This is a genomic window from Myxococcus sp. CA051A (assembly GCF_013336705.1).
Lineage (GTDB): Bacteria > Myxococcota > Myxococcia > Myxococcales > Myxococcaceae > Myxococcus > Myxococcus llanfairpwllgwyngyllgogerychwyrndrobwllllantysiliogogogochensis.
On the sequence record NZ_JABUMS010000007.1, the window covers coordinates 230,776 to 251,004 of the forward strand.

Annotated in this window: 17 protein-coding genes; 9 read left to right on the forward strand and 8 right to left on the reverse strand. The window is 70.1% G+C overall.

The features are described from left to right. The first annotated feature begins 15 nt into the window (after positions 1 to 15). Together HUA74_RS21615 and HUA74_RS21620 are read left to right on the forward strand one after the other, a co-directional pair. On the forward strand, positions 16 to 1,581 hold the full coding sequence (locus HUA74_RS21615) for a bacterial transcriptional activator domain-containing protein (RefSeq protein ID WP_174456035.1): 1,566 nt from the start codon (positions 16 to 18) through the stop codon (positions 1,579 to 1,581). A 165-nt stretch (positions 1,582 to 1,746) separates the two neighbouring features. Beyond that, positions 1,747 to 2,478, forward strand: a complete 732-nt coding sequence (locus tag HUA74_RS21620; protein WP_174456036.1) for a bifunctional 2-polyprenyl-6-hydroxyphenol methylase/3-demethylubiquinol 3-O-methyltransferase UbiG — start codon at positions 1,747 to 1,749, stop codon at positions 2,476 to 2,478. A 76-nt stretch (positions 2,479 to 2,554) separates the two neighbouring features. Here the strand turns inward: HUA74_RS21620 and HUA74_RS21625 are convergent, their stop codons facing one another. Beyond that, complete coding sequence (locus tag HUA74_RS21625; protein WP_174456037.1) at positions 2,555 to 2,896, reverse strand: hypothetical protein; 342 nt, start codon at positions 2,894 to 2,896, stop codon at positions 2,555 to 2,557. 419 nt (positions 2,897 to 3,315) lie between these two features. Between HUA74_RS21625 and HUA74_RS21630 the strand changes: the two genes are divergently transcribed. The 3 genes from HUA74_RS21630 (at position 3,316) to HUA74_RS21640 (ending at position 6,319) form a co-directional block, all read left to right on the forward strand. Continuing rightward, entirely contained in the window at positions 3,316 to 4,668 is a 1,353-nt protein-coding gene (locus tag HUA74_RS21630) for an RtcB family protein (RefSeq protein ID WP_141641885.1), read from the forward strand. Between the two features lie 69 nt (positions 4,669 to 4,737). Beyond that, complete coding sequence (locus HUA74_RS21635; protein WP_174456038.1) at positions 4,738 to 5,679, forward strand: TIGR02266 family protein; 942 nt, start codon at positions 4,738 to 4,740, stop codon at positions 5,677 to 5,679. 265 nt (positions 5,680 to 5,944) lie between these two features. Further along, positions 5,945 to 6,319 carry a cupin domain-containing protein gene (locus HUA74_RS21640; RefSeq protein ID WP_174465237.1) on the forward strand — a complete coding sequence of 125 codons (375 nt, stop codon included), beginning with the start codon at positions 5,945 to 5,947 and terminating at the stop codon, positions 6,317 to 6,319. A gap of 1 nt (position 6,320) precedes the next feature. Here the strand turns inward: HUA74_RS21640 and HUA74_RS46650 are convergent, their stop codons facing one another. Both HUA74_RS46650 and HUA74_RS21650 read right to left on the reverse strand, forming a co-directional pair. After that, positions 6,321 to 8,609 (reverse strand): ATP-binding protein, encoded by a 2,289-nt coding sequence (locus tag HUA74_RS46650; protein ID WP_174456040.1) that lies wholly within the window; start codon positions 8,607 to 8,609, stop codon positions 6,321 to 6,323. Between the two features lie 161 nt (positions 8,610 to 8,770). Further along, positions 8,771 to 9,283, reverse strand: a complete 513-nt coding sequence (locus tag HUA74_RS21650; RefSeq protein ID WP_174456041.1) for a hypothetical protein — start codon at positions 9,281 to 9,283, stop codon at positions 8,771 to 8,773. Between the two features lie 213 nt (positions 9,284 to 9,496). On the opposite strand from HUA74_RS21650, the gene ppk1 reads away from it, so the two are divergent. Beyond that, positions 9,497 to 11,659: a polyphosphate kinase 1 gene (gene ppk1, locus HUA74_RS21655; RefSeq protein ID WP_174456042.1), complete on the forward strand. Its 2,163-nt coding sequence runs from the start codon at positions 9,497 to 9,499 to the stop codon at positions 11,657 to 11,659. 365 nt (positions 11,660 to 12,024) lie between these two features. On the opposite strand, the gene HUA74_RS21660 is transcribed toward ppk1, so the two are convergent. Beyond that, the gene (locus tag HUA74_RS21660; protein ID WP_141641880.1) at positions 12,025 to 13,158 is read right to left on the reverse strand and encodes an App1 family protein; all 1,134 of its coding nucleotides are present in this window, start codon (positions 13,156 to 13,158) and stop codon (positions 12,025 to 12,027) included. A gap of 148 nt (positions 13,159 to 13,306) precedes the next feature. Here HUA74_RS21660 and HUA74_RS21665 point away from each other — a divergent pair, with 148 nt between their 5' ends. Beyond that, positions 13,307 to 13,741 carry a DUF6209 family protein gene (locus HUA74_RS21665; protein ID WP_174456043.1) on the forward strand — a complete coding sequence of 145 codons (435 nt, stop codon included), beginning with the start codon at positions 13,307 to 13,309 and terminating at the stop codon, positions 13,739 to 13,741. A 46-nt stretch (positions 13,742 to 13,787) separates the two neighbouring features. Here the strand turns inward: HUA74_RS21665 and HUA74_RS21670 are convergent, their stop codons facing one another. The 4 genes from HUA74_RS21670 to HUA74_RS21685 form a co-directional block, all read right to left on the reverse strand. Continuing rightward, positions 13,788 to 14,306 (reverse strand): hypothetical protein, encoded by a 519-nt coding sequence (locus tag HUA74_RS21670; RefSeq protein ID WP_174456044.1) that lies wholly within the window; start codon positions 14,304 to 14,306, stop codon positions 13,788 to 13,790. 81 nt (positions 14,307 to 14,387) lie between these two features. Continuing rightward, positions 14,388 to 15,575, reverse strand: coding sequence for an L-dopachrome tautomerase-related protein (locus tag HUA74_RS21675; RefSeq protein WP_141641877.1), 1,188 nt, complete (start codon positions 15,573 to 15,575; stop codon positions 14,388 to 14,390). Positions 15,576 to 15,665: 90 nt separating this feature from the next. Further along, on the reverse strand, positions 15,666 to 17,522 hold the full coding sequence (locus HUA74_RS21680; RefSeq protein ID WP_174456045.1) for a glycoside hydrolase family 15 protein: 1,857 nt from the start codon (positions 17,520 to 17,522) through the stop codon (positions 15,666 to 15,668). Positions 17,523 to 17,535: 13 nt separating this feature from the next. Beyond that, entirely contained in the window at positions 17,536 to 18,624 is a 1,089-nt protein-coding gene (locus HUA74_RS21685; protein ID WP_174456046.1) for a glucose 1-dehydrogenase, read from the reverse strand. A 179-nt stretch (positions 18,625 to 18,803) separates the two neighbouring features. On the opposite strand from HUA74_RS21685, the gene HUA74_RS21690 reads away from it, so the two are divergent. Together HUA74_RS21690 and HUA74_RS21695 are read left to right on the forward strand one after the other, a co-directional pair. Next, positions 18,804 to 19,379, forward strand: coding sequence for a hypothetical protein (locus HUA74_RS21690; protein WP_174456047.1), 576 nt, complete (start codon positions 18,804 to 18,806; stop codon positions 19,377 to 19,379). Positions 19,380 to 19,490: 111 nt separating this feature from the next. Then, positions 19,491 to 20,198, forward strand: a complete 708-nt coding sequence (locus HUA74_RS21695) for a tetratricopeptide repeat protein (RefSeq protein ID WP_174456048.1) — start codon at positions 19,491 to 19,493, stop codon at positions 20,196 to 20,198. The last annotated feature ends 31 nt before the right edge of the window (positions 20,199 to 20,229 follow it).

Here is a 20,229-nt window from a genome sequence, read left to right on the forward strand (position 1 = left end):
CCGGAGGACAGGACGATGAGCGAGCGCGCACAGGCCCAGTTGAGAGCGTTGAAGGAAGCCGCGCAGTTGTTGTTCGTCCAGGAGCGGTACGCCGAATGCGCGGAGGTCCATTCGCGCATCCTTCGGATGGTGCCCAAGGACCCGAACGCGCGGGTGCGTCACGCGGAAATCTGTCGCCGCACGGGGGACCGGCAGGCCGCCATCGCGTCGTATCGCACGGCGGCGGAGCTGTTGCTCGCGCAGGGCTGTGAGGCGCGGGCCCGCGCGTCGCTTCGCGCGGCGCTGGAGCTGGACCCGAGGGACCCGGTGCTCCTGTCGGACTTCACGCGCATGGGACAGGCGTCGCTGCCGCCCTCGACGGCGCTGGAGGACGAGCGGCTCTACAGTCACGCGGCGGGGCTCGTCACGGTGAGCGAGGCCCCGGTGGCGGTGGCTCCGCGCACCCCGGACGCGCGAGTGAAGACACCGCCTCCTCCGCCGCCTCCTTTCGTGCTGCGAGCCGCGGAAGAGACTCGAGTGCCGGGGCCGCTGCCCTCGGCGCCGGCCATTGCGCCGGTGAAGGTGAAGCCACCTGGGCCCGCGACTCGGGCACCCGTGCCCTCCGCACCGACGATGCCGAGCTCGTTTCCGCCGCGCGGTGCTGTCGCGCCACGACAGGTGGAGGCGCCGCGTGAAATCGCCGTGCCCGTGGTGCGCGGGACGCTCGTCGCGGCACGGGACACCACGGCTCTGCGGACAGGCGTGACCCCGACTCCCGCGCAGGCACCACGCGCCACTACGATTGCGCCCCTGTCTCCCGCGCAGGCATCAACGGCCACCGCGAGCGCACCTCGGGCTCCTGCCCAGACACCACGCACCACAACAATCGCGCCCCTGTCTCCCGCGCAGGCAGCAACTGCCACCATGAGCGCGGCCGTGTCTCCGGCTCAGGCACCACGCACCACTACGATCGCGCCCCTGTCTCCCGCTCAGATACTGCACGCCACCGGCAGCGTGCCCCTGTCTCCCGCCCAGGCACCACGCGCCACTACAATCGCGCCCCTGTCTCCCGCTCAGGCACTGCACACCACCGGCAGCGTGCCCCTTTCTCTCGCCCAGGCACCACGCACCACTACAATCGCGCCCCTGTCTCCCGAGCAGGCAGCAACGGCCACCGCGAACGCACTCCGGTCTCCCGCCCAGGCGCTGCACGCCACCGCGAGCCCGCCCCTGTCTCGCGCGACAGTGCTGCACACCACCGCGAGCGCGTCCATGTCTCCCGCCCAGGCACTGCACACCACAGTGAGCGCGTCGGCTCCCGTGCCTCGCGAGACACCCAAGGTCGAGGTGAGCGCGAGTCTCTGGACCACCGGTGGCCCCGTGACGGTGACGCCCGTGGCGACCTATCGGCCCGAGCTTCGATGGCTGAGCCCCAACAGCGTGGCGATGAGAGTCTCGCCTCAGTCCCACTGGGTCATCATCCGCGCCGAGGGACCGCTGTCGTTGAGCCGCGCGGAGTCCCTCCCGCTGCCCCCTCGAGACGTGTCCTCACACCCCCGCGACGAACCCATCTCGGACACCACTCCGCTCATCGCGCACTGACACGGACACCGCCAACCCGCGCAGCACGAACGGGTTCGGCGACCTCTCCTGGCAACCGACCTGCCCTCGCGCTCGCGACTCCACGGTGCGCCGGTCCCCGCCGTGAATCCTGGCGCTGAAGCTTGCCCCTCGCGGTCCCCGCCGACCACGATGCACGTCACCGCCATGACGCCCCTCACCCTTCGCGAGACGCTCGCCTTCGTCGCTCCCGCCCTCTCCGCGCGGCGCCGTGTCCTGGAAGTCGGCTGCGGTGACGGCTCCCTCGCGGGTCAGCTCGCCGCTCAAGCCCATGACGTCGTCGCCATCGACACTCGCCTGCGCGACACCCCACGCTCACCGCGCGTCCGCTTCGAGGAAACAGACCTGCTGCGCTTCACCTCCGAGCAGCCCTTCGACGCCGTCGTCGCGGTGACCGTCCTCCACCACCTCACTCCGCTCGAAGCGAGTGTGGCGCGGCTGCGCGAACTGATCGTCCCCGGGGGTGTGCTCGTCGTGGATGACTTCGACCTGGCCGCGCCGGACGAGACCACCGCGCGCTGGTACTACGACACCCAGGACCTGCTGGCCGTCGCCGGACGCTTTCCCGCCGAGGCCGTACACGGCGCCCCCTCCGAGCCACCCCTGGAGCGCTGGCACCACGAGCACGAGCACCACGACGAGCCACTCCACACCGGAGCCGCGATGCTCACCGCGCTCCGCGACGGAGGCTTCGAGGTCTCCCAGGTGACTCGCGGACCCTACCTGTTCCGTTATCTGGCGAGAGGCGCCATCGAGGCCCACGACAACACCGTCTCCGGTGAGCGCGTGGCCGAGCACCTGCTCACCGTCGAGCAACGTCGCCTGGACGAGCACTCGCTCCAGCCCGTGGGCCTGCGCATCCTCGCCCACCGTCGCTGACACGCGTCTGGCGGAGCGCCCCACGACACGGAGGCGCATCCAGCCTTCACACCAGGACTTGCGCGGCGCTCGCGGGCTACATCGGCACGGACTTCTTCGGGTCGAAGCGCTTCTTCTCGTGCGTCGCCGGAGGCTGCGGGGCCTTCTCCTGCTCCGTCGTCTTCGCCGGCTCCGACTCGCGGCTCTCCAGCACCGGAGCCTCCGCCTTCTCCTCCGACACCTGCGCCTTCACCGGCGCCTCGCAGTGCTCACCCTTCCGGTTGGGATGGCAGTGCCGAATCCCATACACGTGGTGACAACCGCACGCATCGACGCGCTTCTTCGCGCAGATCGACGGATTGAACACCGGCCCCGCCAACGTATCCGCCGGCACCGCCTGCAACGCCACCGCCAGGAACATCCCACCGAGGAAACCCATCGCCCACCCCCTGCCTGGATGGGAGATGGATGGGCCTGGAGCCGGAATGCGGCAAGTCCTCGGCCGATCCAATTCCCGCGCTTCGCACGCGAGCCGACTTTCGGTCGACTGTCCGGGTGTGCGAACCAGGCCTCGGGGCCACCACGAGGATGCGTTGCCTACGTCGAGACGGCAACAGCACCCGCCCTTCTTCATCGTCCCAAGGTCCGGGGCAGGCGCCACCCACACACCGCGTCGCGCCCTGGCGCCCTCCCCCGTTCTCCGAGGGAAAACCCCGGAAATTCGCTCGCTTTCCCGCCCGCTCTCCCAGCATCCTCGGAGGCACGGAGAAACCCGGGCGCCAGGGTCAGCTTCTTTCGGACGCTCCCGTCCCTCGCGCGTGTTCACCCCTGTCCAGGGGCGTCAGGGGAGGCAAAGCCATGAGTTGGAAGCAGCGTTTGGAAAAGGCCGCCGAAGGCCATTACGTCCTGCCGAAGACCAAGACCATGAAGGTCGACGCGGACCTGTTCCTCTCCGACAAGCTCCTGTGGGGAGAAGGCCCCGACTTTCCCGGCATGGAGGACGCCGTCTTCGACCAGGTGGTCAACGCCGCGTCCTTCCCCGGCGTCACCCGCGTCGCCGTCACCCCCGACTGTCACGTGGGCTACGGCGTCCCCATCGGCACCGTGGTGGAGACCGACGGCATCCTCCTGCCCACCGCCGCCGGCTACGACATCGGCTGCGGCATGGTGCAGCTCCAGACGTCCCTCAACGCGGAGGACGTGGCGGATCCGGCGAAGCGCCGCCAGTGGATTGAGCAGGTCACCCGCCGCATCGCCGTGGGCGTGGGCGCCAGTCGCGTGCAGGCGCAGCGCAAGGTGTCCGACCGAGCCTTCGCGGAGGTCGTCCGCCACGGCGCCAAGGCCCTGGGCCGAGGCTCCGCCATCACCGAGCGCGACTTCATCCCCGTGGAAGACGACCGGGTGGACATCCCCGACCGGGCCTACGAGAAGCGCGGCCAGTTGGGCAGCCTGGGCGGTGGCAACCACTTCACCGAGATGCAGGTGGATGAAGAGGGCCGCGTCTGGGTGATGCTCCACACCGGCAGCCGGGGCTTCGGGTGGAACATCGCCAAGACGTTCTTCGTCAAGGGCGCCGCCCAGTTGGGCCTGAAGAGCCGCAGCGAGGACTTCGTCTGGCTCGACGCCGACAGCCCGATGGGCCGCGAGTACTGGAACCTGCACAACATGGCGGCCAACTTCGCCGTGGCCAACCGGCTCATCATCGGCGAGGCCGTGTGCGCCGCGCTGGAGGACGTCTTCGGCGGCACCGCGAGCGTCTATTACGAAATCTCCCACAACCTCATCCAGAAGGAGGCCGGGAAGTTCGTCGCCCGCAAGGGCGCCACGCGCGCGTTCCCCGCGGGCCACCCCGCGCTCAAGCGCACCACGTGGGAGGACACCGGCCACCCCATCCTGATTCCAGGCTCCATGGAGACCGGCAGCGCCATCCTCTTCGCCGAAGAGGGCGCGTCCAAGTCCATCTACTCGGTGAACCACGGCTCCGGCCGGCGCCTGTCCCGAGGCGAGGCCCGGCGCGTGCTGGACCAGGGCGCCACCGACGCGCGCATGGCGGAGTCCGGCATCATCCTCAACACCCGCCAGACGCCGCTCGACGAGTCCGGCCCCTGCTACAAGAACCTGGACGACGTGCTGGAGACGGTGGAGATGGCGGGGCTCGCCCGAGTCGCCCGGCGCCTCAAGCCCGTCGCCTGCATCAAGGGCGCGGATTGACCCACACGCGAGGGGCGCGTGGACTTCCCGGGGAGCCTGCTACAGTGCCGGCCCTCTGGAGTCCCAAGAATGACCTCGCCGTCCCCTGCCGCCCGCGTCCCCCCGTCGGGCCCCCGTGAGGCCGAGCTGGCTCGCGCCGAGAGCGAGCTGTCCGCCCAGGAGTCCCGCCTCGCGGAGCAGGTGACGCGCGCCCTCGCCGACGCCGCCGCCCTCACCTCCCGACTCGACGGCGTGCGCGCCGCGCTGGCCCGTGCCCACCAGGAACCCGACGCCGACCCGCAGGTGGGCGAGCAGGCGGCCAGGCTCCAGGCCGCTCGCGTGCCGTCCCTGGACGTGGAGGCCGCGCGCGCGAAGGCGTTGGAGGCGCGCGAGAAGGCCCTGGAGGCGCGCAAGCGGATGGGGACGGAGGTGCAGGCCGCGCTGCGCATCCAGCAGGAGCAGACCGCGCAGGTGTCACGCGCCGTGGCGGACGCGGAGGCCGCGCTGAAGCAGCAGGTGGAGGCCAGCGCCGCGCGGACCCGGGCCCGACAGGAGGCCGCCACGCGCGCGCAGCAGGAGGCCGCTCGCGTGCGTCAGGCGGATCTGGCGCAGGCCGCCGCCACGGTGAAGTCCCAGGGCCTGGCGCTGCCCTCCCCCCCGGCGCGGGGAGCGGCGAGCGCGGACGGCCAGGAGGCCCGGCGCAACGGGCGCGTGCGGATGCACACGTCCATCGACATGCGCAGCGACTCCAACTTCTTCACCGGCTTCTCGATGGACATCAGCGAGGGCGGCGTCTTCATCGCCACGGTGGACGCGGTGCCTCGCGGCACGCAGGTGGAGCTGGACTTCACGCTGCCGGGTGGCCGGCCCATGAAGGTGACGGGCGTGGTGCGCTGGGTGCGCGAGTCCAATCCCCGCATGCCGGAGCTGATGCCCGGGGTGGGCGTGCAGTTCACCGGACTGCCGCACGAGGTGGCCTCCGTCATCTCCTCGTTCGTCATCACGCGGGACCCGATGTTCTATCCAGACTGAGTCAGGCCTCACCCTTCGTCGGGTAGTCGACCCAACCTCGCGCGAGGTGTCCATGAGCGGCGGTGTCTGGATGGAAAGACAGACATCCGTCCCGGGCCTCGTGCATGGTGGATTCAAGACTCCGCGTCCTGATAGGAGAGACCCCGGAATGAGCGCACCCCCCCGAAGCCCCAGCTCCAGTTGCGCGCGCCCGCCCCGCTGGGACTCCCGCCGCCGCGTCGAGTCCGACACCGCGGAGGCGGAAACGAATGAAGTGAGCACACACATGGCATCGCCGAGCGTGGACAAGGTCAACCTTGCCCAGAAGCTGACCCTGTTCTCCGAGCACTGGTCCCCCAAAGTGGTGGGTGAGCTGAACGGACAACATGTCCGGCTGGCGAAGCTGATGGGCCCCTTCACCTGGCACCACCACGAGCACGAGGACGAGCTGTTCCTGGTCCTCCACGGCCGGCTGCGCATGGAGCTGCGCGAGCGCACCGTGGAGGTGGAGCCCGGCGAGTTCATCATCATCCCCCGGGGCGTGGAGCACCGGCCCGTCGCGGAGGAGGAGGTCCATGTCCTCCTCTTCGAGCCGGCCACCACCCTCAACACCGGCAACGTCCGCGAGGAACGCACCGCGGACACGATGGAGAAGCTCTAGCCTAGGTCGCCCCGGGCGGAGCCGGCTCCATGGCGTCGTCCTCCAGCTCCGCGCCCAGCTCCATCAATGGCAGCTCCACCGTGAAGGTGGAGCCCTCGCCCGGCGTGCTGTCCACGTGGACGGAGCCCGCGTGCGCGTCCACCAGTTGCCGGACGATGTAGAGCCCCAGTCCGAAGCCCGCGTGGCGGCCCGCGGAGGGCACCCGCTCGAAGCGGTCGAAGATGCGCCGCTGCGACTCCAGGGCGATGCCCTCGCCGAAGTCGCGCACCACCAGTCGCGCCCGCGCCAGCCCCGCGCGCTCCACCCGCACCACCACCGGATGTCCCGCGCCGAACTTCAGCGCGTTGGACACCAGGTTCGTCACCACGCGGTCCAATCGCAGCCGGTCCCACTGGCCCACCAGCCCCAGCTCCGCGTCGAAGACAAACTTGCTGCCCACCTCCGCGGCGTGCGCGGCGAAGCGCTCCACCACCTCGTGCGCCAGGTCCGCCAGGTCCACCGGCGCCACGTCCAGCACCAGTCGCCCCGAGGACAGTCGCGACAAGTCCAGCAGGTTGAGCAGCAATTGCCCCAGCCGCTGCGTCTGCTTCAGCGCCGTGCCCAGGCCGTCACGCACCTTCTCCCGCTCCACCGCCTGGTCCGTGCGCAGCAGCCTGCGCAAGAGCAACTGGAGCGTGTTGAGCGGATTGCCCAGGTCATGCGCCGCCACGCCGATGAGCTCCACCGCCTCACGCGCCTCGCGCAAGAGCCGCGCGTTGTCCAGCGCCAGCGCCGCGCGCCCGGCCAGCTCCTCCATGAAGACCTGGTCCGACAGCGTCAGCCGCCGCTCCGGCAGGGACATCAGCAGCACCAGCACCCCCTGCGTCCGCTCTCCGGCGCGCAGCGGTACCGCCAGGTACGAGCGCACGCCCACCTGCTCCATCAGTCTCAAGTGCTCCGCGTCCTGCGCTCCCTGCGTCAGCATCTCCGGCGACACGTCCGGCACCCACTGGGAGCGCCCCGTGCGCACCACCTGCCAGAGGCCCTGGGGGACATCCGGCGGAGGTTGATAGCGCCGCACCGCCTCCCACAGCGAGGGCTCCTTCTGCGCCACCACATGCTTCACCGCCCGGGGCCGCAGCTGTCCGGACGGGGTCAGCATGTACAGCAGACAGACATCCGCCACCTCCGGCACCATCATCCGCGCCAGCTCCGCCACCATCAGGTCCGGGTCCAGGTACTGCTGGAAGACGCGGCCGGCCTCCGCGAACAACCGCTGCGTGCGCTCGGCGCGCTGCCGCTCGGTGATGTCGCGCGTCACCGCCGCGTAGCCCCGCACCTCGCCGTCGTCGTCGAGCAGCGTGTTGATGAGGGCCTCCGCGAAAAAGTGCGTGCCGTCCTTGCGCGTGCGCCACCCCTCCGTGCGCAGCCGCCCGTCCCGCCGCGCGCGCGCCAAATCTTTCTCCGGAAGCCCCAGCGCCACCTCGTCCGGAGGGTAGAAGCGGTCCACCGACTCGCCCACGACCTCCGCCGCCTGATAGCCGGTGATGCGCGTGGCGCCCGGGTTCCAGCTCGCCACCCGGCCCCGCTCGTCCAGCAGCAGCAGCGCGTAGTCCTGCACCCCCTCGACGAGCAGTTGGAAGCGCTTCGTGCTGGCCTCGGCCTCCTCCCGCAAGGGACGCAGCCGCCGCAACAACACCCACGCCAGCACCCCGGCCAGGGCCAGGCCCAGGCTCGCCGCCACCAGGGTGAGCACCAGCACCCGCTCGTCCACCTCCACCGCCGCCTGGATGCCCAGCGCGAGCCGCTCCTCCACGCTCGCGGAGAGCTGCTGGAGCGATTCATAGGCGCGCAGGCGCGTGTCCCCCACCCGCTCCTCGAAGAGGGTCTCCAACCGAGAGCGGGGCACCTGGCTGGCATGCGCCACCACCAGCTCCCGCACGGCCTGCTCATGCTCCTGCTCCGCGCGCATCACGGACTCCAGGAGCGACGCCGAGGGCTCCGTGCCCAGCCGGGGCTTCAGCCGCTCATAGGTGGCGATGAAGCGCTCGCGCGACGCCACCATCTCCTCGGCGAAGAGCGCGTCACCCGACAGCGCATAGCCCCGCTCGCTGGACACCTTGTCGCTGAAGGCCCGGCGCAGGCGCTCCACCTCCAGCAGGTCCATGGACAACTCGAGCAGGCTCGCCTTGTGACTGGAGCGCACCGACAGCAGCGTCACCGCCGACGTCACCGCCAGCGCCAGCGCCACGAGCAGGGACGCGATGAAGCCAGCGCCGACGCGCTGTGAGAACGTCCACGGCCGCCCCACGCCGCCCCCCTCCGGACATCAGCCTCCAGCCCGAACCTCACCCAGCCCACAAGGTGGCGCTGCCGGCCATGAGCCCACACCCCCGCCCATGGGACGGCTTGGCGTCGGGTGGCGGGCAGTCGGGCCCGCCGCGAGTCAGGGGAGTGCCTGGAGCGGAGGGACTACCGCGAGCCCGCGGTGGACGACGGGGCCGCCGCTTCCGGGGCGCCGGTGGGCGCGGGCGCCACGTCGCCGGACGGGGCCTTGAAGCTGCCCGTCTCCGGCTCCACGGACCACGCGGAGAACTTCTGCTGCTTCACGTCCCGCAGCTTCCCGTCCTCGTAACAGACCGAATAGACGAGGAAGAACTCCTTCTCCACCGACGGCGCGCCGTGGCGGTAGCAGTCCGCGCCCGTCGCGTCGCGCTCGCGCGTCATGGGGCGGCCCAAAAGCGCCATCACCTGGTCCGTCGTCATGCCACCGTGCATGGACTTGAAGCCATGGGGCGTGACGACCTGGAACGTGGGGCGCTGCTCGCGCACCATCGTCCAGAACACCACCGCGAGCACCACCGGCACCAGGGCGGCCAGGAGCGCCAGCGCCCAGCGGCCTCGGGACGCCTTGCGGTCCTCCTTGTCATAGGCCGTGAAGAGGTTGCCAGCGTCCGTCGGCGCGGAGACCAGGGAGGCATTCAAGGGGTTCTCTGTCGGGCTCACGTCGACTGACATGCCGTTCCAACAGCGCGGATGCAAGAAACTCCACGCGGGGCTTCCGGTAACGCCCGCCCGGCAACTTCCCGGGCGTGTACCGTGCGCTGGAGGGCTTCCTTTCGTGACATCGAAGTTCACAATCGGTGGGAGGCCGGCCTGCTACATCCCCGCCGAGGTAGGAACCAGGAGTCGTGAAAGATGGCGAAGCGAGGCGCCGCCGGACGCAGCGTCCCCCCCCAGAAGTCCTTGGAGCGGGATGCCCTGCCAGCGGGGGCGGAGATGGATGAGGGGCTCTTCTTCAATCGCGAGCTGTCCTGGCTGGCCTTCAACGACAGGGTGCTCCAGCTGGCGGAGTCCGCGGACGAGCCGCTGCTGGAGCGGCTCAAGTTCGTGGCCATCTACGCGCGCAACCTGGACGAATTCTTCATGATTCGCGTCGCGCGCCTGCACGAACAGGTGCGCGCCAACGTGGCTCGGCTGGTGCCGGACGGCGCGGCCCCGGGCAACACGCTCGACAAGCTGCACGAGGGCATCTTCGAGCAGAGCAAGCGCCACAGCGCCATCTTCGAGAAGCTCCTGCGGCCCGCGCTCGCGGAGAAGGGCCTGCGCATCCTCAACGCGAAGGAGCTGGACGCCGACCAGCGCGCCCAGGTGGATCAGCGCTTCCGCGAGCAAATCTTCCCCGTGCTCACCCCGCTGGCCATCGGCCTGGGCCGGCACTTCCCCTACATCTCCAACCTGTCGCTCAGCCTGGCGGTGCTGCTGAGAGACCCGGAGGCCGGCGAGGAGAGCGTGGCCCGGGTGAAGGTGCCCAAGGAGCTGCTCCCCCGCTTCCTGCCCCTGAAGAACAACGTCTTCGTGCCGCTGGAGGAGGTCATCGCCCAGCACCTGGGAGACCTGTTCCCCGGCATGGAGGTGCTCAGCTGGAGCCTGTTCCGAGTCACCCGCGACGCGGACTTCACCGTGTCCGAGGACGCGGAGGACCTGCTCAAGGCGGTGGAGACGGAGCTGCGGCAGCGGCGGTTCGGCGACGTCATCCGCCTGGAGGTGCAGGCGGGCATGAGCCCCAAGCTGCTGGAGCCGCTGGTGGAGGCGCTGGGGCTGGAGTCGCGGCAGGTGTACGAGGAGCAGGGCCTCTTGGGCCTGGGGGACGTGCAGGCCATCGCCTTCGCGCCCGGCTTCCCGGAGCTGAAGGACCCGCCGTGGGTGTCCGTCACCCAGCCCCGGCTGCGTCCGGACACGGACTCGCCCGAGGGCGTCACGGTGATGGCGGCGATGCGGCGCGGGGACTTGCTCGTCCACCACCCCTACGACTCGTTCGCCTCGTCGGTGGAGCGCTTCGTCACGGAGGCGGTGGCGGACCCGGATGTCCTGGCCATCAAGCAAACCGTCTACCGCACGTCCGACAGCTCGCCGCTGGTGCCCGCGCTGATTACCGCCACGGAGAACGGCAAGCAGGCGGTGTGCATGGTGGAGCTGAAGGCCCGCTTCGACGAGCGCACCAACATCAAGTGGGCCAACGCGCTGGAAGAGGCGGGCGTGCACGTCGTGTACGGCATCCCCTCGCTGAAGACACACGCGAAGGCCATCCTCATCGTCCGGCGCGAGGGCGAGCGGGTGCGGCACTACGTGCACATCGGCACCGGCAACTACAATCCGAAGACGGCGCGCCTCTACACGGACATGGGCCTGTTCACCACGGACCCGGACATCGGCGCGGACGTGGCGGACCTGTTCAACTACCTCACCGGCTTCGGACGCCCCAAGAGCTTCCGCAAGCTGCTGGTGGCGCCCCTCACCATGCGCGAGGGCCTGCTGGAGCACATCAAACGCACCGTCGTCGCCCACACGCTGGAGCGCCCCTCGCGCATCCAGATGAAGATGAACGCGCTGGTGGACCCGGGCATCATCCGCGCCCTCTACGACGCGTCGCGCGCCGGAGTGAAGGTCGAACTCAACGTGCGAGGCATCTGCTGCCTGCGCCCCGGCGTCCCCGGCATTTCGGAGAACATCCGCGTCGTGTCCACGCTGGGCCGCTTCCTGGAGCACGCGCGCGTCTACATCTTCGAGCGCGGCACGGAGCTGCGCTGCTACATCGGCTCCGCGGACCTGATGCCTCGCAACCTGGACCACCGTGTGGAAATCCTCGCGCCGGTGGAGGACACCACGCTGGCCGCGCAGGTGCGTGACTCGCTGGAGCGCAGCCTCGCGGACAACACCCACGCGTGGGAGCTGCAGGCCGACGGCGCCTGGCGCCGGCTGACGCCTCCCGCGGGCGCGGAGAAGCGCTGGGCCCAGGGAGAAGTCATGGAGCGCGCCACCCGCCTGGCCCAGTTCCAGGGCGGCCGTCCCCTGCCTTGAACCACGGGGCCCCGACGTCCGGAGCCCCACCGACAGCCCGCTTCAGCGCGCCGACGAGGGCCGCCGCGTCGTCCACCACGAGCACTTCGCCTTGCGGCGCGGAGTGCGCAGGGGCGGACGCTGACGCGCCCTCGGCGCACACACCTGCTTGGGCGTCCTCGAACACCGCCAGACCCCACGCGCCTGGGACCAGCGCGGTGAGTGACCAGCAAAACGGATGCACCAGGTGGCCACGCGAGAACTCGCTTCCCTCAGGGATGTGGAAACAACGGACAGACCGGATAATCAGGTGCGCCTGTGCCACAACTGAAGGTTGGAATTCAAGCATTACTCACAAAATGATGCCGACGCTGTAATTCCGTAAGTCAGCCTCCGAGGTCCCTGGAGACCTCCTCACGACGATGGGCCTCCACCTCGAGGACCTCCTTCCACTGAATCCACCCGGAGCGGGCCGCGTGGCGGGCAGCCGTCGTGGTGTCGTCCACGACGAGCAGCTGGCTGCCGGCGTCGCGGATGTCGGCGGCGATGCGCTCCAGCTCGCGTGCGCGGTCGGGGTGGCCGGGCACGTTGCGGATGTAGACGCAGAGGACGCGGCCGGGGAACTCGCGGACGATGGTGCGGTAGTGCTCCGCGTCCTCCTGGCCGCTGTCGCCGATGAGGATGAAGGGCAGGTGCTCCAAGTCGCCAAGCAGCCCGCGCATCTTGTCCAGCTTGTGGCCGTGGCCGCCGCCGGGCGCGAAGCCCTGGCTGGACAGGCCCCAGTCGCGCAGCAGCAGCGGGCCGGTGGGGATGTGGTGCAGCGCGAGGAACTCGTCCAGGTGCTCGTACAGATTCCACGGGCTGCTGGAGACGTAGAAGATGGGGTTGTCGCCCGTCCCCTCGGCGCCCGCCTGGAGCGCGGCGTAGAAGGCGTCCACGCCCGGGAAGGGCAGGCGCACGCGGTGCTCGGTGAGGAACAGGGCCCAGGCGCGCTTGAGCGGGTCCGTCACGCCAGTGACGATGACGGTGTCGTCGATGTCGCTGATGACGCCGTAGCTCGCGCTCGCGCCGGCCACTCGCACGGGGGCCGCCACGCGAGGCACTCCTTCCGGCTCCGGCGACAACAGCTCCAGCTCCACCATGTGCCAGCCGGAGCGCACGCCCTCCGGAGGGGTCACCCACAGCTCCAGGAAGCCCTCCTCGTCGGTGGTGCCCTCCCAGCGCTTGTCGCCCCAGCGCACCGCCACGTGGGCGCCCGCGATTTCGCGCGTCATGTAGCGCTTGTAGGAGGCCACCGCGCTGCTCCACAGCGTGTGGCGCTGCTTCTGCGGGCGGATGTGGCGGTCCTCCAGGACGCGGGCCTTGATGACGGCGCGCTCGGAGGTGCCATGGCCCCGGTAGGGGAGGATGCGCAGCGGCGGGGCGATGCCCAGCGAGCGGCGCAAGCTCCGGCTCATCGCGTCATAGTGGGCGTCGACGCGGACGGCGAGTCGGTAGAAGGCGAGTCTTGGGTCGGCCATGGCGCGGAGCGTAAGGAGTGGGGGAGCCCGACTGTAGAAGACTCCGGGGCGGCTCGCGGGGCAAAGCCGCGAGGAAGTCGCCGTGGCCGGTGGAGCCGTCGGCCCGCGTATCCCTGGTGCCGTGCCTCTTTCGACAAGGAGTCCTGCCTTGCTGCGTCGTCACTTCCGGTGGTTGCTGGCCGCTGTCTCGCTGCTCGTCGCCTCGGTGGCCGTGTCTCAAACGGCGCCGAGCATCACCTTCCAGTCCCCGTCCCAGGGCTGGAATGTCTTCGCCTCCTCCAACCCGCTGCCCTTCGGCGGCGCCGTGAGCATCGTCTACGACGCCTCGCGATTGACGCAGTGCCGGGGCAACATCAACGCCAACACGCCGGGGTGGACGATTACCGGCCACTACCAGTTCAACAACGGCCCGGTGCAGAGCTTCTGGGTGGCGGGCTTCTCGTCCACGCCCAACCCGCCCGCGCCGTCGATTCCGCTCAACACGCGCGGCGACCTGGCCATCTGGTTCGAGAACACCAGCCGCTGGGGCTGCCAGGCGTGGGACTCCAACTTCGGCAACAACTACCACTTCAACGTGCAGTGACGTGACTCGAGCGCGCGAGGCTTCACGGGCCTCGCGCGCTCCAAAGTCATGAGGGCCGGGTGACGAGCTCCGCGCGGCCGATGGGGCTCTCTCCCTTGGCGAGCAGCGCGCGGGCGGCGAGCACGGACACGCAATCCTCCGTGCTGTGGATGTCGCCGTAGAAGGTGAGCAGCGTGGCCGGGTCCACCACGCGCACGCCGCGCGCCTCCACCGACGGGACGCTCCGGACGAAGACGTCGAGGATGACCTTGCCGCCCGCGTCATGCCGCGCGTAGCGGTAGAAGTGCGTGCTCGTCGCGTCGAAGCGCGTCCAGATGCGGTGGTAGCCCCGGGCGGTGAGCACCGGGACGACCTCCGGGAAGCGCGAGGGCTCCACGAAGAGGTCCACGTCCTTGTGGTCGTGGTAGAGCTTCAGCTCCTCATGCGGGGGCGCCATGAAGTGCCACGCCCAACCGCCGGACACCGTCACCCACGGCGCCAGCGCGAGCACTTCCTCCTCGCTGACGCGCAGTCGCTCGGGGTTCCAGGGCTCGTTCGCCCGCTTCGGATTGCGTGGGTCTCCCATGGCCGTGTCCTTTCGTGCGCCGGCCGGACGCGGGCGGACAAGGGCGGCTGACACGGGTGGAGACGCGCCGGGCGCCGGGCCTCACATGCCGGCGATGCCGCCGATGCCGGGCTTGAAGCGCCAGATGAAGTAGGGGCCGTTCGCCGCGATGTGCGCCTTGGACTGGAGCATGTGGTGGGGAATGGCGCTGTCGGCCACGTAGAGCCAGCCGTCCGGCCCGTGGTTGAGCGCGTCCGCCCAGCGGATGCGCGGGGACTTCACCAGCGTCTCCAGCCGTCCCTCCGGACTCATCCGCAGCACGGCCCCGTGCTCCACGTCGGTCATCAGCACGTTGCCTTGCGCGTCCGCGCTGAGCCCGTCGTTGAGCGGCTTGCGGCCCACGGCCTGGAGCCGCTGGGCGAGCGCCTCGTCATCCAGGCTGGCGTCGCGCAGGTCCTGGGTGCGCACCCGGTACATGGTGTCGTGGTTCATCGCGGCGAACCACAGCCACTCGTCGCTCGGGTCCAGGGCGATGCCGTCCACGCCGCACTTCAGCGCGGCGAGCCCGCCGAAGAACACCATCTCCTTGATGGGATTGCGGATGACGAAGTCGCGCGGGAAGACGGACTCGTGTTTCTCCAACACGCGGCGCGCCTGCTTCGCGGCCACGTCGTAGACGATGAGCGCGGGCGAGCGGCGCCAGAAGCCCACGTCCGCGATGAACACCGTGCCGCCCTGGGCATCGACCCGCAGGTCCTGGAGGAAGGAGCCTGGCGGCGCGACTTGCGGCGGGAAGTCGAACTCGTGCGCGAGGTGCCCGTTGGCCAGGTCGAAGGCGAGCAGTCGCGGCACGCCGAGGCCGTGATTGCCATGGTCGATGGTCCACAGCCAGTCACGCCGGTCGATGGTGATGCCGAGCACCGTGTCGAAGAGCCTCTTCTGGAGCGCCTCCGCGGGGAACGGCACGGCCTTGCCGTCCACCCACTCCCACAGCTTCGCGCCCTCCGGCCGACTCTCCGGGTGGAGCGTGTAGAACAGGCGCCCCGTCGAGGACACCGCCACGTTGCCGATGGGCTCCGCGCTGCGCACCACCTCTTCGAGCGCGCTGTCCGGCAACAGGGGCATGCCCGTCACGTCCGGGTACGGTTCGCCTCCCCCGTAGCGAAGGCGCACGCCGAGGGTCGCGAGCACCAGCAACCCCACGACGGCGACAACGCCCTTGAGGACGCGGAGGACACGAGCGCCGGGTGCGGGGGAGGACACGGGGACGGACGGAAGCGGAGCGGCCATGAAGGGAACCGGAGAGGTGAGCCCACCTGACGCGGTGGAGCCTCACTCTCCCTCAATACGGAGGCCGACGACGAGTGGTTCTGCGTCCCGTCAGTCCTTGCGCCCCAGCGTCCGGTCCAGGTTGTACGCGGCGCTGATGAGCGACAGGTGGGTGAGCGCCTGCGGGAAGTTGCCAAGCGACTCGCCCGACATGCCCGTCTGCTCCGCGTACAGCCCCACGTGGTTGGCGTAGCCCAACATCCGCTCGAAGGTGAGCCGCGCCTCCTCCAGCAAATCCGGCCGCACCGGGTTCGCTCGCGTCATCGCCTCCACCAACCAGAAGCTGCACAGGTTGAAGGTGCCCTCGCTGCCGGCGATGCCGTCCAGCGTGGCCTCCACGTCGTAGCGGAACACCAGCCCGTCCGACGTCAGCCCGCCCTTCGATGGCGGCTGGCGCATGTGGTCCAGCGTGGAGATCATCCGCGGGTCCACCGGCGACAGGAAGAACACCAGCGGCATCAGCAGATTCGCCGCATCCAGCGTGTCCTTCCCATACGCCTGGATGAAGGAGCCGCGCTCCTCGCTCCAGCCCCGCGCCATGATGTCCTCGAAGATGGCGTCGCGCGTCGCGAGCCACCGGGGTCGGTCCGCCGGGAAGCTGCGCTTGTCCGCCAGCCGGATGGCCCGGTCCACCGCCACCCAGCACATCAGCTTCGAATACACGAAGTGCCGCCGCCCTCCGCGCACCTCCCAGATGCCCTCGTCCGGCTGGTTCCAGTGCTCGCACACCCAATCCACCAGCCTCCGCAGGTGCCGCCAGAAGTCGTAGGAGATGGGCGCCGCGTACTTGTTGAACAGGTACACCGAGTCCATCAGCTCGCCATAGATGTCGAGCTGGAGCTGGTCCGCGGCCCCGTTGCCGATGCGCACCGGCTTCGCGCCGCCATAGCCCGCCAGGTGCGGCAGCTCCACCTCGTCCGGCACCCGGCTGCCATCCAACGAGAACATCAGCGGCAGCGGCCCGTCCCCCTGCTCCGCGCACCGCGCCTCCACCCACCGCATGAAGGCCGCCGCCTCCTTCTTGAAGCCGATGCGCAGGAACGCATAGACGGTGAAGGCCGCGTCCCGCAGCCAGCAGTAACGGTAGTCCCAGTTGCGGGTGCCACCGGGTGACTCGGGCAGACTGCACGTGGGCGCCGCGACAATCGCGCCCGTCGGGGCGAACGTCATCAGCTTCAGCGCCAGCGCCGAGCGCTGCACCGTCTCCCTCCAGCGCCCCGTGTACTGACAGCCCGACAGCCAGTGGCGCCAGTACTCCACCGTGGCGCGAAAGACCTTCTCCGCCGAGTCGTGGCTGTGCACCAGCTCCTCGCACGACACCCGCATCCCCTCGCGCAGCGTGAAGACGGCGGACTCGTTCTCCCGCAGCACGAAGCTCGCCGTGACACCCCGCTCCGCGCGCCGCATGGGCACGGAGGACGCCAGGGTGAGCTGGAGCTTCTCCGACTCGAAGGCGGCCCCGCCGGCGATGAGGTGCGTCGTGTGCGTGTCCCGCGCGTAGTTGAAGGCCGGGAAGCACTCCATCTCGAACGCCATCTCTCCGCGCACCACGCGCACGCGCCGGAGCACCTCGCGCACGTCCTTCTCGTCATCCCGCCCCATGGGCATGAAGTCGATGAGCTCCCCCACGCCGTCCGGCGTGTAGAAGCGCGTCACCAGCACGTTGGTGTCCGGCCAGTAGAACTGCTTGCACATCACTCCGTCCGGCTGGGGATGGAGGCGCCAGTGGCCACCCTTCTCCGGGTCCAGCAGCGCGGCGAAGACACTGGGACTGTCGAAGTGCGGGTAGCACATCCAGTCGATGGTGCCCTCGTTGCCTATCAGCGCCACCGTGCGCAGGTCGCCAATGACGCCGTGGTCCTCGATGGGCACCGAGCCCCCCGCCACCGAATGTCTGCCTCCCTGCATACGCACCTCGCCCTCAGCTGAAGGTGATGACCTGCTTGATTCCCTTGCCCGCCTTGCCCGTCACCACGTCGAGGAAGGCCTCCGGCGGATGGCGCGAGGTGATGAGCCGCTCCAGCCCCCCCGGCCAGCGCGCACGGAAGCGAGCCAGGTCCTCCAGCGCCGCGTCGAAGTCCGTGGCCGCCGCGTTCACCGTGCCCAGCAGCACCTGGTTGCGCAGCACCACCTGCTTGAGGAACTCCGCGCCCTCGAGCGTCAGCGGCTGTTTGTCCGACGGCACCCCCGTGAAGATGAGGACGCCGTTGTTCGCCAGCGCCTCGAGCGCGTCGAACGCCGGCTTCACCACGCCGGTGGCCTCGTAGATGACGTCCGCGGGACCCACGCGGCGGACCAGCTCAGCCGGGGACACGTCCTGGGTGGAGAGGTAGGGCGCGCCCACCGCCTCCGCCGCGTCCGCCTTCGGGTTCGGCTTGCGGCTGTGCGAGTACACCGTGGTGGCGAAGCCCCGCCGCAGCAGCGTCAGCACCGCGAGCTGTCCCACCGGACCCGCGCCCAGCACCACCGCGCGCCCCGGTGCGGGCCGCCACGGCAGGCGCTCCTGGATGTGCTCCCACTGGCGCAGGCCCTTCTCGGCGATGGTCAGCGGCTCGGTGAGCACGGCGACCTCGCGCAGCTCCGTGGGCACTCGGTGCACATACGCCACGTCCTCCACGAAGTGCTCCGAGCAGAAGCCATGGGCCTCCTTGATGCCGCGCTCGGTGAAGTCCCCGGTGATGCAGAAATCGGGATGACCGCCGCGACACGCGGGACAGGTGGCGTGAGGACACGGCCTGCGCACGCGCGGGACGACGAGGTCCCCGACTTGAAGCCCCTTCACGGCCGAGCCCACCTCCACCACCTCGCCCAGACACTCGTGGCCGAGGATGAGGAAGTCCGAGCCCGGAGGCGGCGAGCCGTAGGTGAACGAGACGATGTCCTTGTCCGTGCCGCACACGCCCACCTCGCGGGTGCGCACCTTCACCTGAGTGGGAGACTGGAGCTGGGGCTCTGGCGCGTCGATGACGCGCACCTCTTTCTTCCCGGGAAAGACGGCGACGGCCTTCATGCGCGGCTCCTGCCCATTCGAGTGCCGAATCCTGGTTGAGGTGTTCACCGCGCGGCTGGGACACCAGGGTCAAGGGTTGGGGGGTACACAGCGCCCGGTCGCCCGCTGACCGGGGGCGGCTGTCGACGAGTGCACGAAACCGCTGCCAGCCGGAGGCTCCCGGTCTATGAGTGGTGACCGTGAGCGAGCCCCTTCCCGCTGCCCCCACCGACGACACGCCCCTCGCCAGCCGCTCCACGGCCATTGGCACCGCGGCCTTCCTCCTCCTCGCCCTGCCCTTCCTGGTGTTCGGCCTGTGGCTCCTGGACGGAAAGTCGCGGATGGACCTCCGCTGTGAGCCGGGTGGGCCCTGCACCCTCACTCGCTCCGGGTGGCTCACGCGCGAGCCTTTGGCCACGCTGCCGCTGGACGCGATTCAGGCCGTCAAGGTGGAGCGCAGCCGCAGCGCCCGCCGCGCGTCCGTGCCCATCTTCCGACCCCAACTGGAGACGACGCAGGGCAAGCTGCCCCTCTTCGCGCAGTGGGCCACCGAGGAGGCCGAGGCCACCGCCGTGAAGGAGCAGGTGGAGCGCTACCTCGCCGCGCCGGGCGCGGGACCGCTGGAGGTGACCCGGGATGACCGGCGCGCGTCCCTGCGCGTGGGCGGCGCCTTCACCGGCGTGGGCGTGGCGCTGTTCATCTTCAGCCTGTGGCTGGCGTGGCGCACGCGGACCCACCGCCGCGTCGAGCGGGCCGCTCAGGCTTCAGCGGCCTGACACGGTCACTCCGCACCCGGTCAACCCCAGACATCCAGCGCGTGTCCCGTGGGCTCGCCGCCCCAGGGGGGTGGATTCCTGTCCACGGCCTCCGTGCTAGCTTTGCCAGACATGGAAGCTTCGACGAACCCGAGAAGCTGGGGGGCCTGGGTGGTGGTGCTGTGGGCCTGGCTCGCGCCGGGACTGGCCACCGCGAATCCCCCCGACGCAGAGAACTCTTCAGGGCTCTTCCGCCACCGCATCGAGCGCGCGGGGACGCTGTACGAGTCGCTGGAGTACGAGAAGGCGCTCAACTGGCTGACGCAGGCGAAGCAGGTCGCGTCCACCACCGACGAGCAGGTGGAGGTGGCGCTCTATCGGGGGCTGGTGCTCGCGGACCTGGGCCGCAGGAAGCAGGCGCTGGAGGAGTTCCGCACCGGCCTCACACTGCGGCCCCTGGCGAAGCTGCCTGTCGCGGCGGCGCCCAAGGTGGAGCGGGACTTCGAGTCGGTGCGCAAGCAGGTGCAGCTCAAGCAGGGCACCGAGTCCGCGAAGGCCGCGCCCGTGGAGGCCCCTCCTCCCGTCGTCGAGGAGCCGAAGGCCGTCGCGCCCGCGCCCGTGGAGAAGCAGGCGGACGCCACGCCCGAGCCGAAGCCGCTGCCCATCCACGAGTCGAAGCCAGGCTTGCGTTCGCGCCTGGGCGCCGCGGGCTCCTCGCTGGGAAAGAATGTCGGCTCGGCGCTGGGCTCCGCGCTGGATACGGTGATGGGCCCGAAAGACAAGCCCGCGACTCCGCCACCATCCGAGCAGCCCGCCGCCGCCGCGAAAGATGAGCCGTAAGCGCTCCGTCCCGCCGCCCGCCACGCGGGAT

Bases quoted from the DNA above. Each gene is read 5' to 3' on its own strand.
- HUA74_RS21635 (WP_174456038.1), top strand. From the start codon at position 4,738: ATGACCTCGCCGTCCCCTGCCGCCCGCGTCCCCCCGTCGGGCCCCCGT.
- HUA74_RS21675 (WP_141641877.1), bottom strand. From the start codon at position 15,575: ATGGCCGCTCCGCTTCCGTCCGTCCCCGTGTCCTCCCCCGCACCCGGC.
- HUA74_RS21670 (WP_174456044.1), bottom strand. From the start codon at position 14,306: ATGGGAGACCCACGCAATCCGAAGCGGGCGAACGAGCCCTGGAACCCC.
- HUA74_RS21680 (WP_174456045.1), bottom strand. From the start codon at position 17,522: ATGCAGGGAGGCAGACATTCGGTGGCGGGGGGCTCGGTGCCCATCGAG.
- HUA74_RS21660 (WP_141641880.1), bottom strand. From the start codon at position 13,158: ATGGCCGACCCAAGACTCGCCTTCTACCGACTCGCCGTCCGCGTCGAC.
- HUA74_RS21685 (WP_174456046.1), bottom strand. From the start codon at position 18,624: ATGAAGGCCGTCGCCGTCTTTCCCGGGAAGAAAGAGGTGCGCGTCATC.
- HUA74_RS21630 (WP_141641885.1), top strand. From the start codon at position 3,316: ATGAGTTGGAAGCAGCGTTTGGAAAAGGCCGCCGAAGGCCATTACGTC.
- HUA74_RS21625 (WP_174456037.1), bottom strand. From the start codon at position 2,896: ATGGGTTTCCTCGGTGGGATGTTCCTGGCGGTGGCGTTGCAGGCGGTG.
- ppk1 (WP_174456042.1), top strand. From the start codon at position 9,497: ATGGCGAAGCGAGGCGCCGCCGGACGCAGCGTCCCCCCCCAGAAGTCC.
- HUA74_RS21640 (WP_174465237.1), top strand. From the start codon at position 5,945: ATGGCATCGCCGAGCGTGGACAAGGTCAACCTTGCCCAGAAGCTGACC.
- HUA74_RS21615 (WP_174456035.1), top strand. From the start codon at position 16: ATGAGCGAGCGCGCACAGGCCCAGTTGAGAGCGTTGAAGGAAGCCGCG.
- HUA74_RS21695 (WP_174456048.1), top strand. From the start codon at position 19,491: ATGGAAGCTTCGACGAACCCGAGAAGCTGGGGGGCCTGGGTGGTGGTG.
- HUA74_RS21620 (WP_174456036.1), top strand. From the start codon at position 1,747: ATGACGCCCCTCACCCTTCGCGAGACGCTCGCCTTCGTCGCTCCCGCC.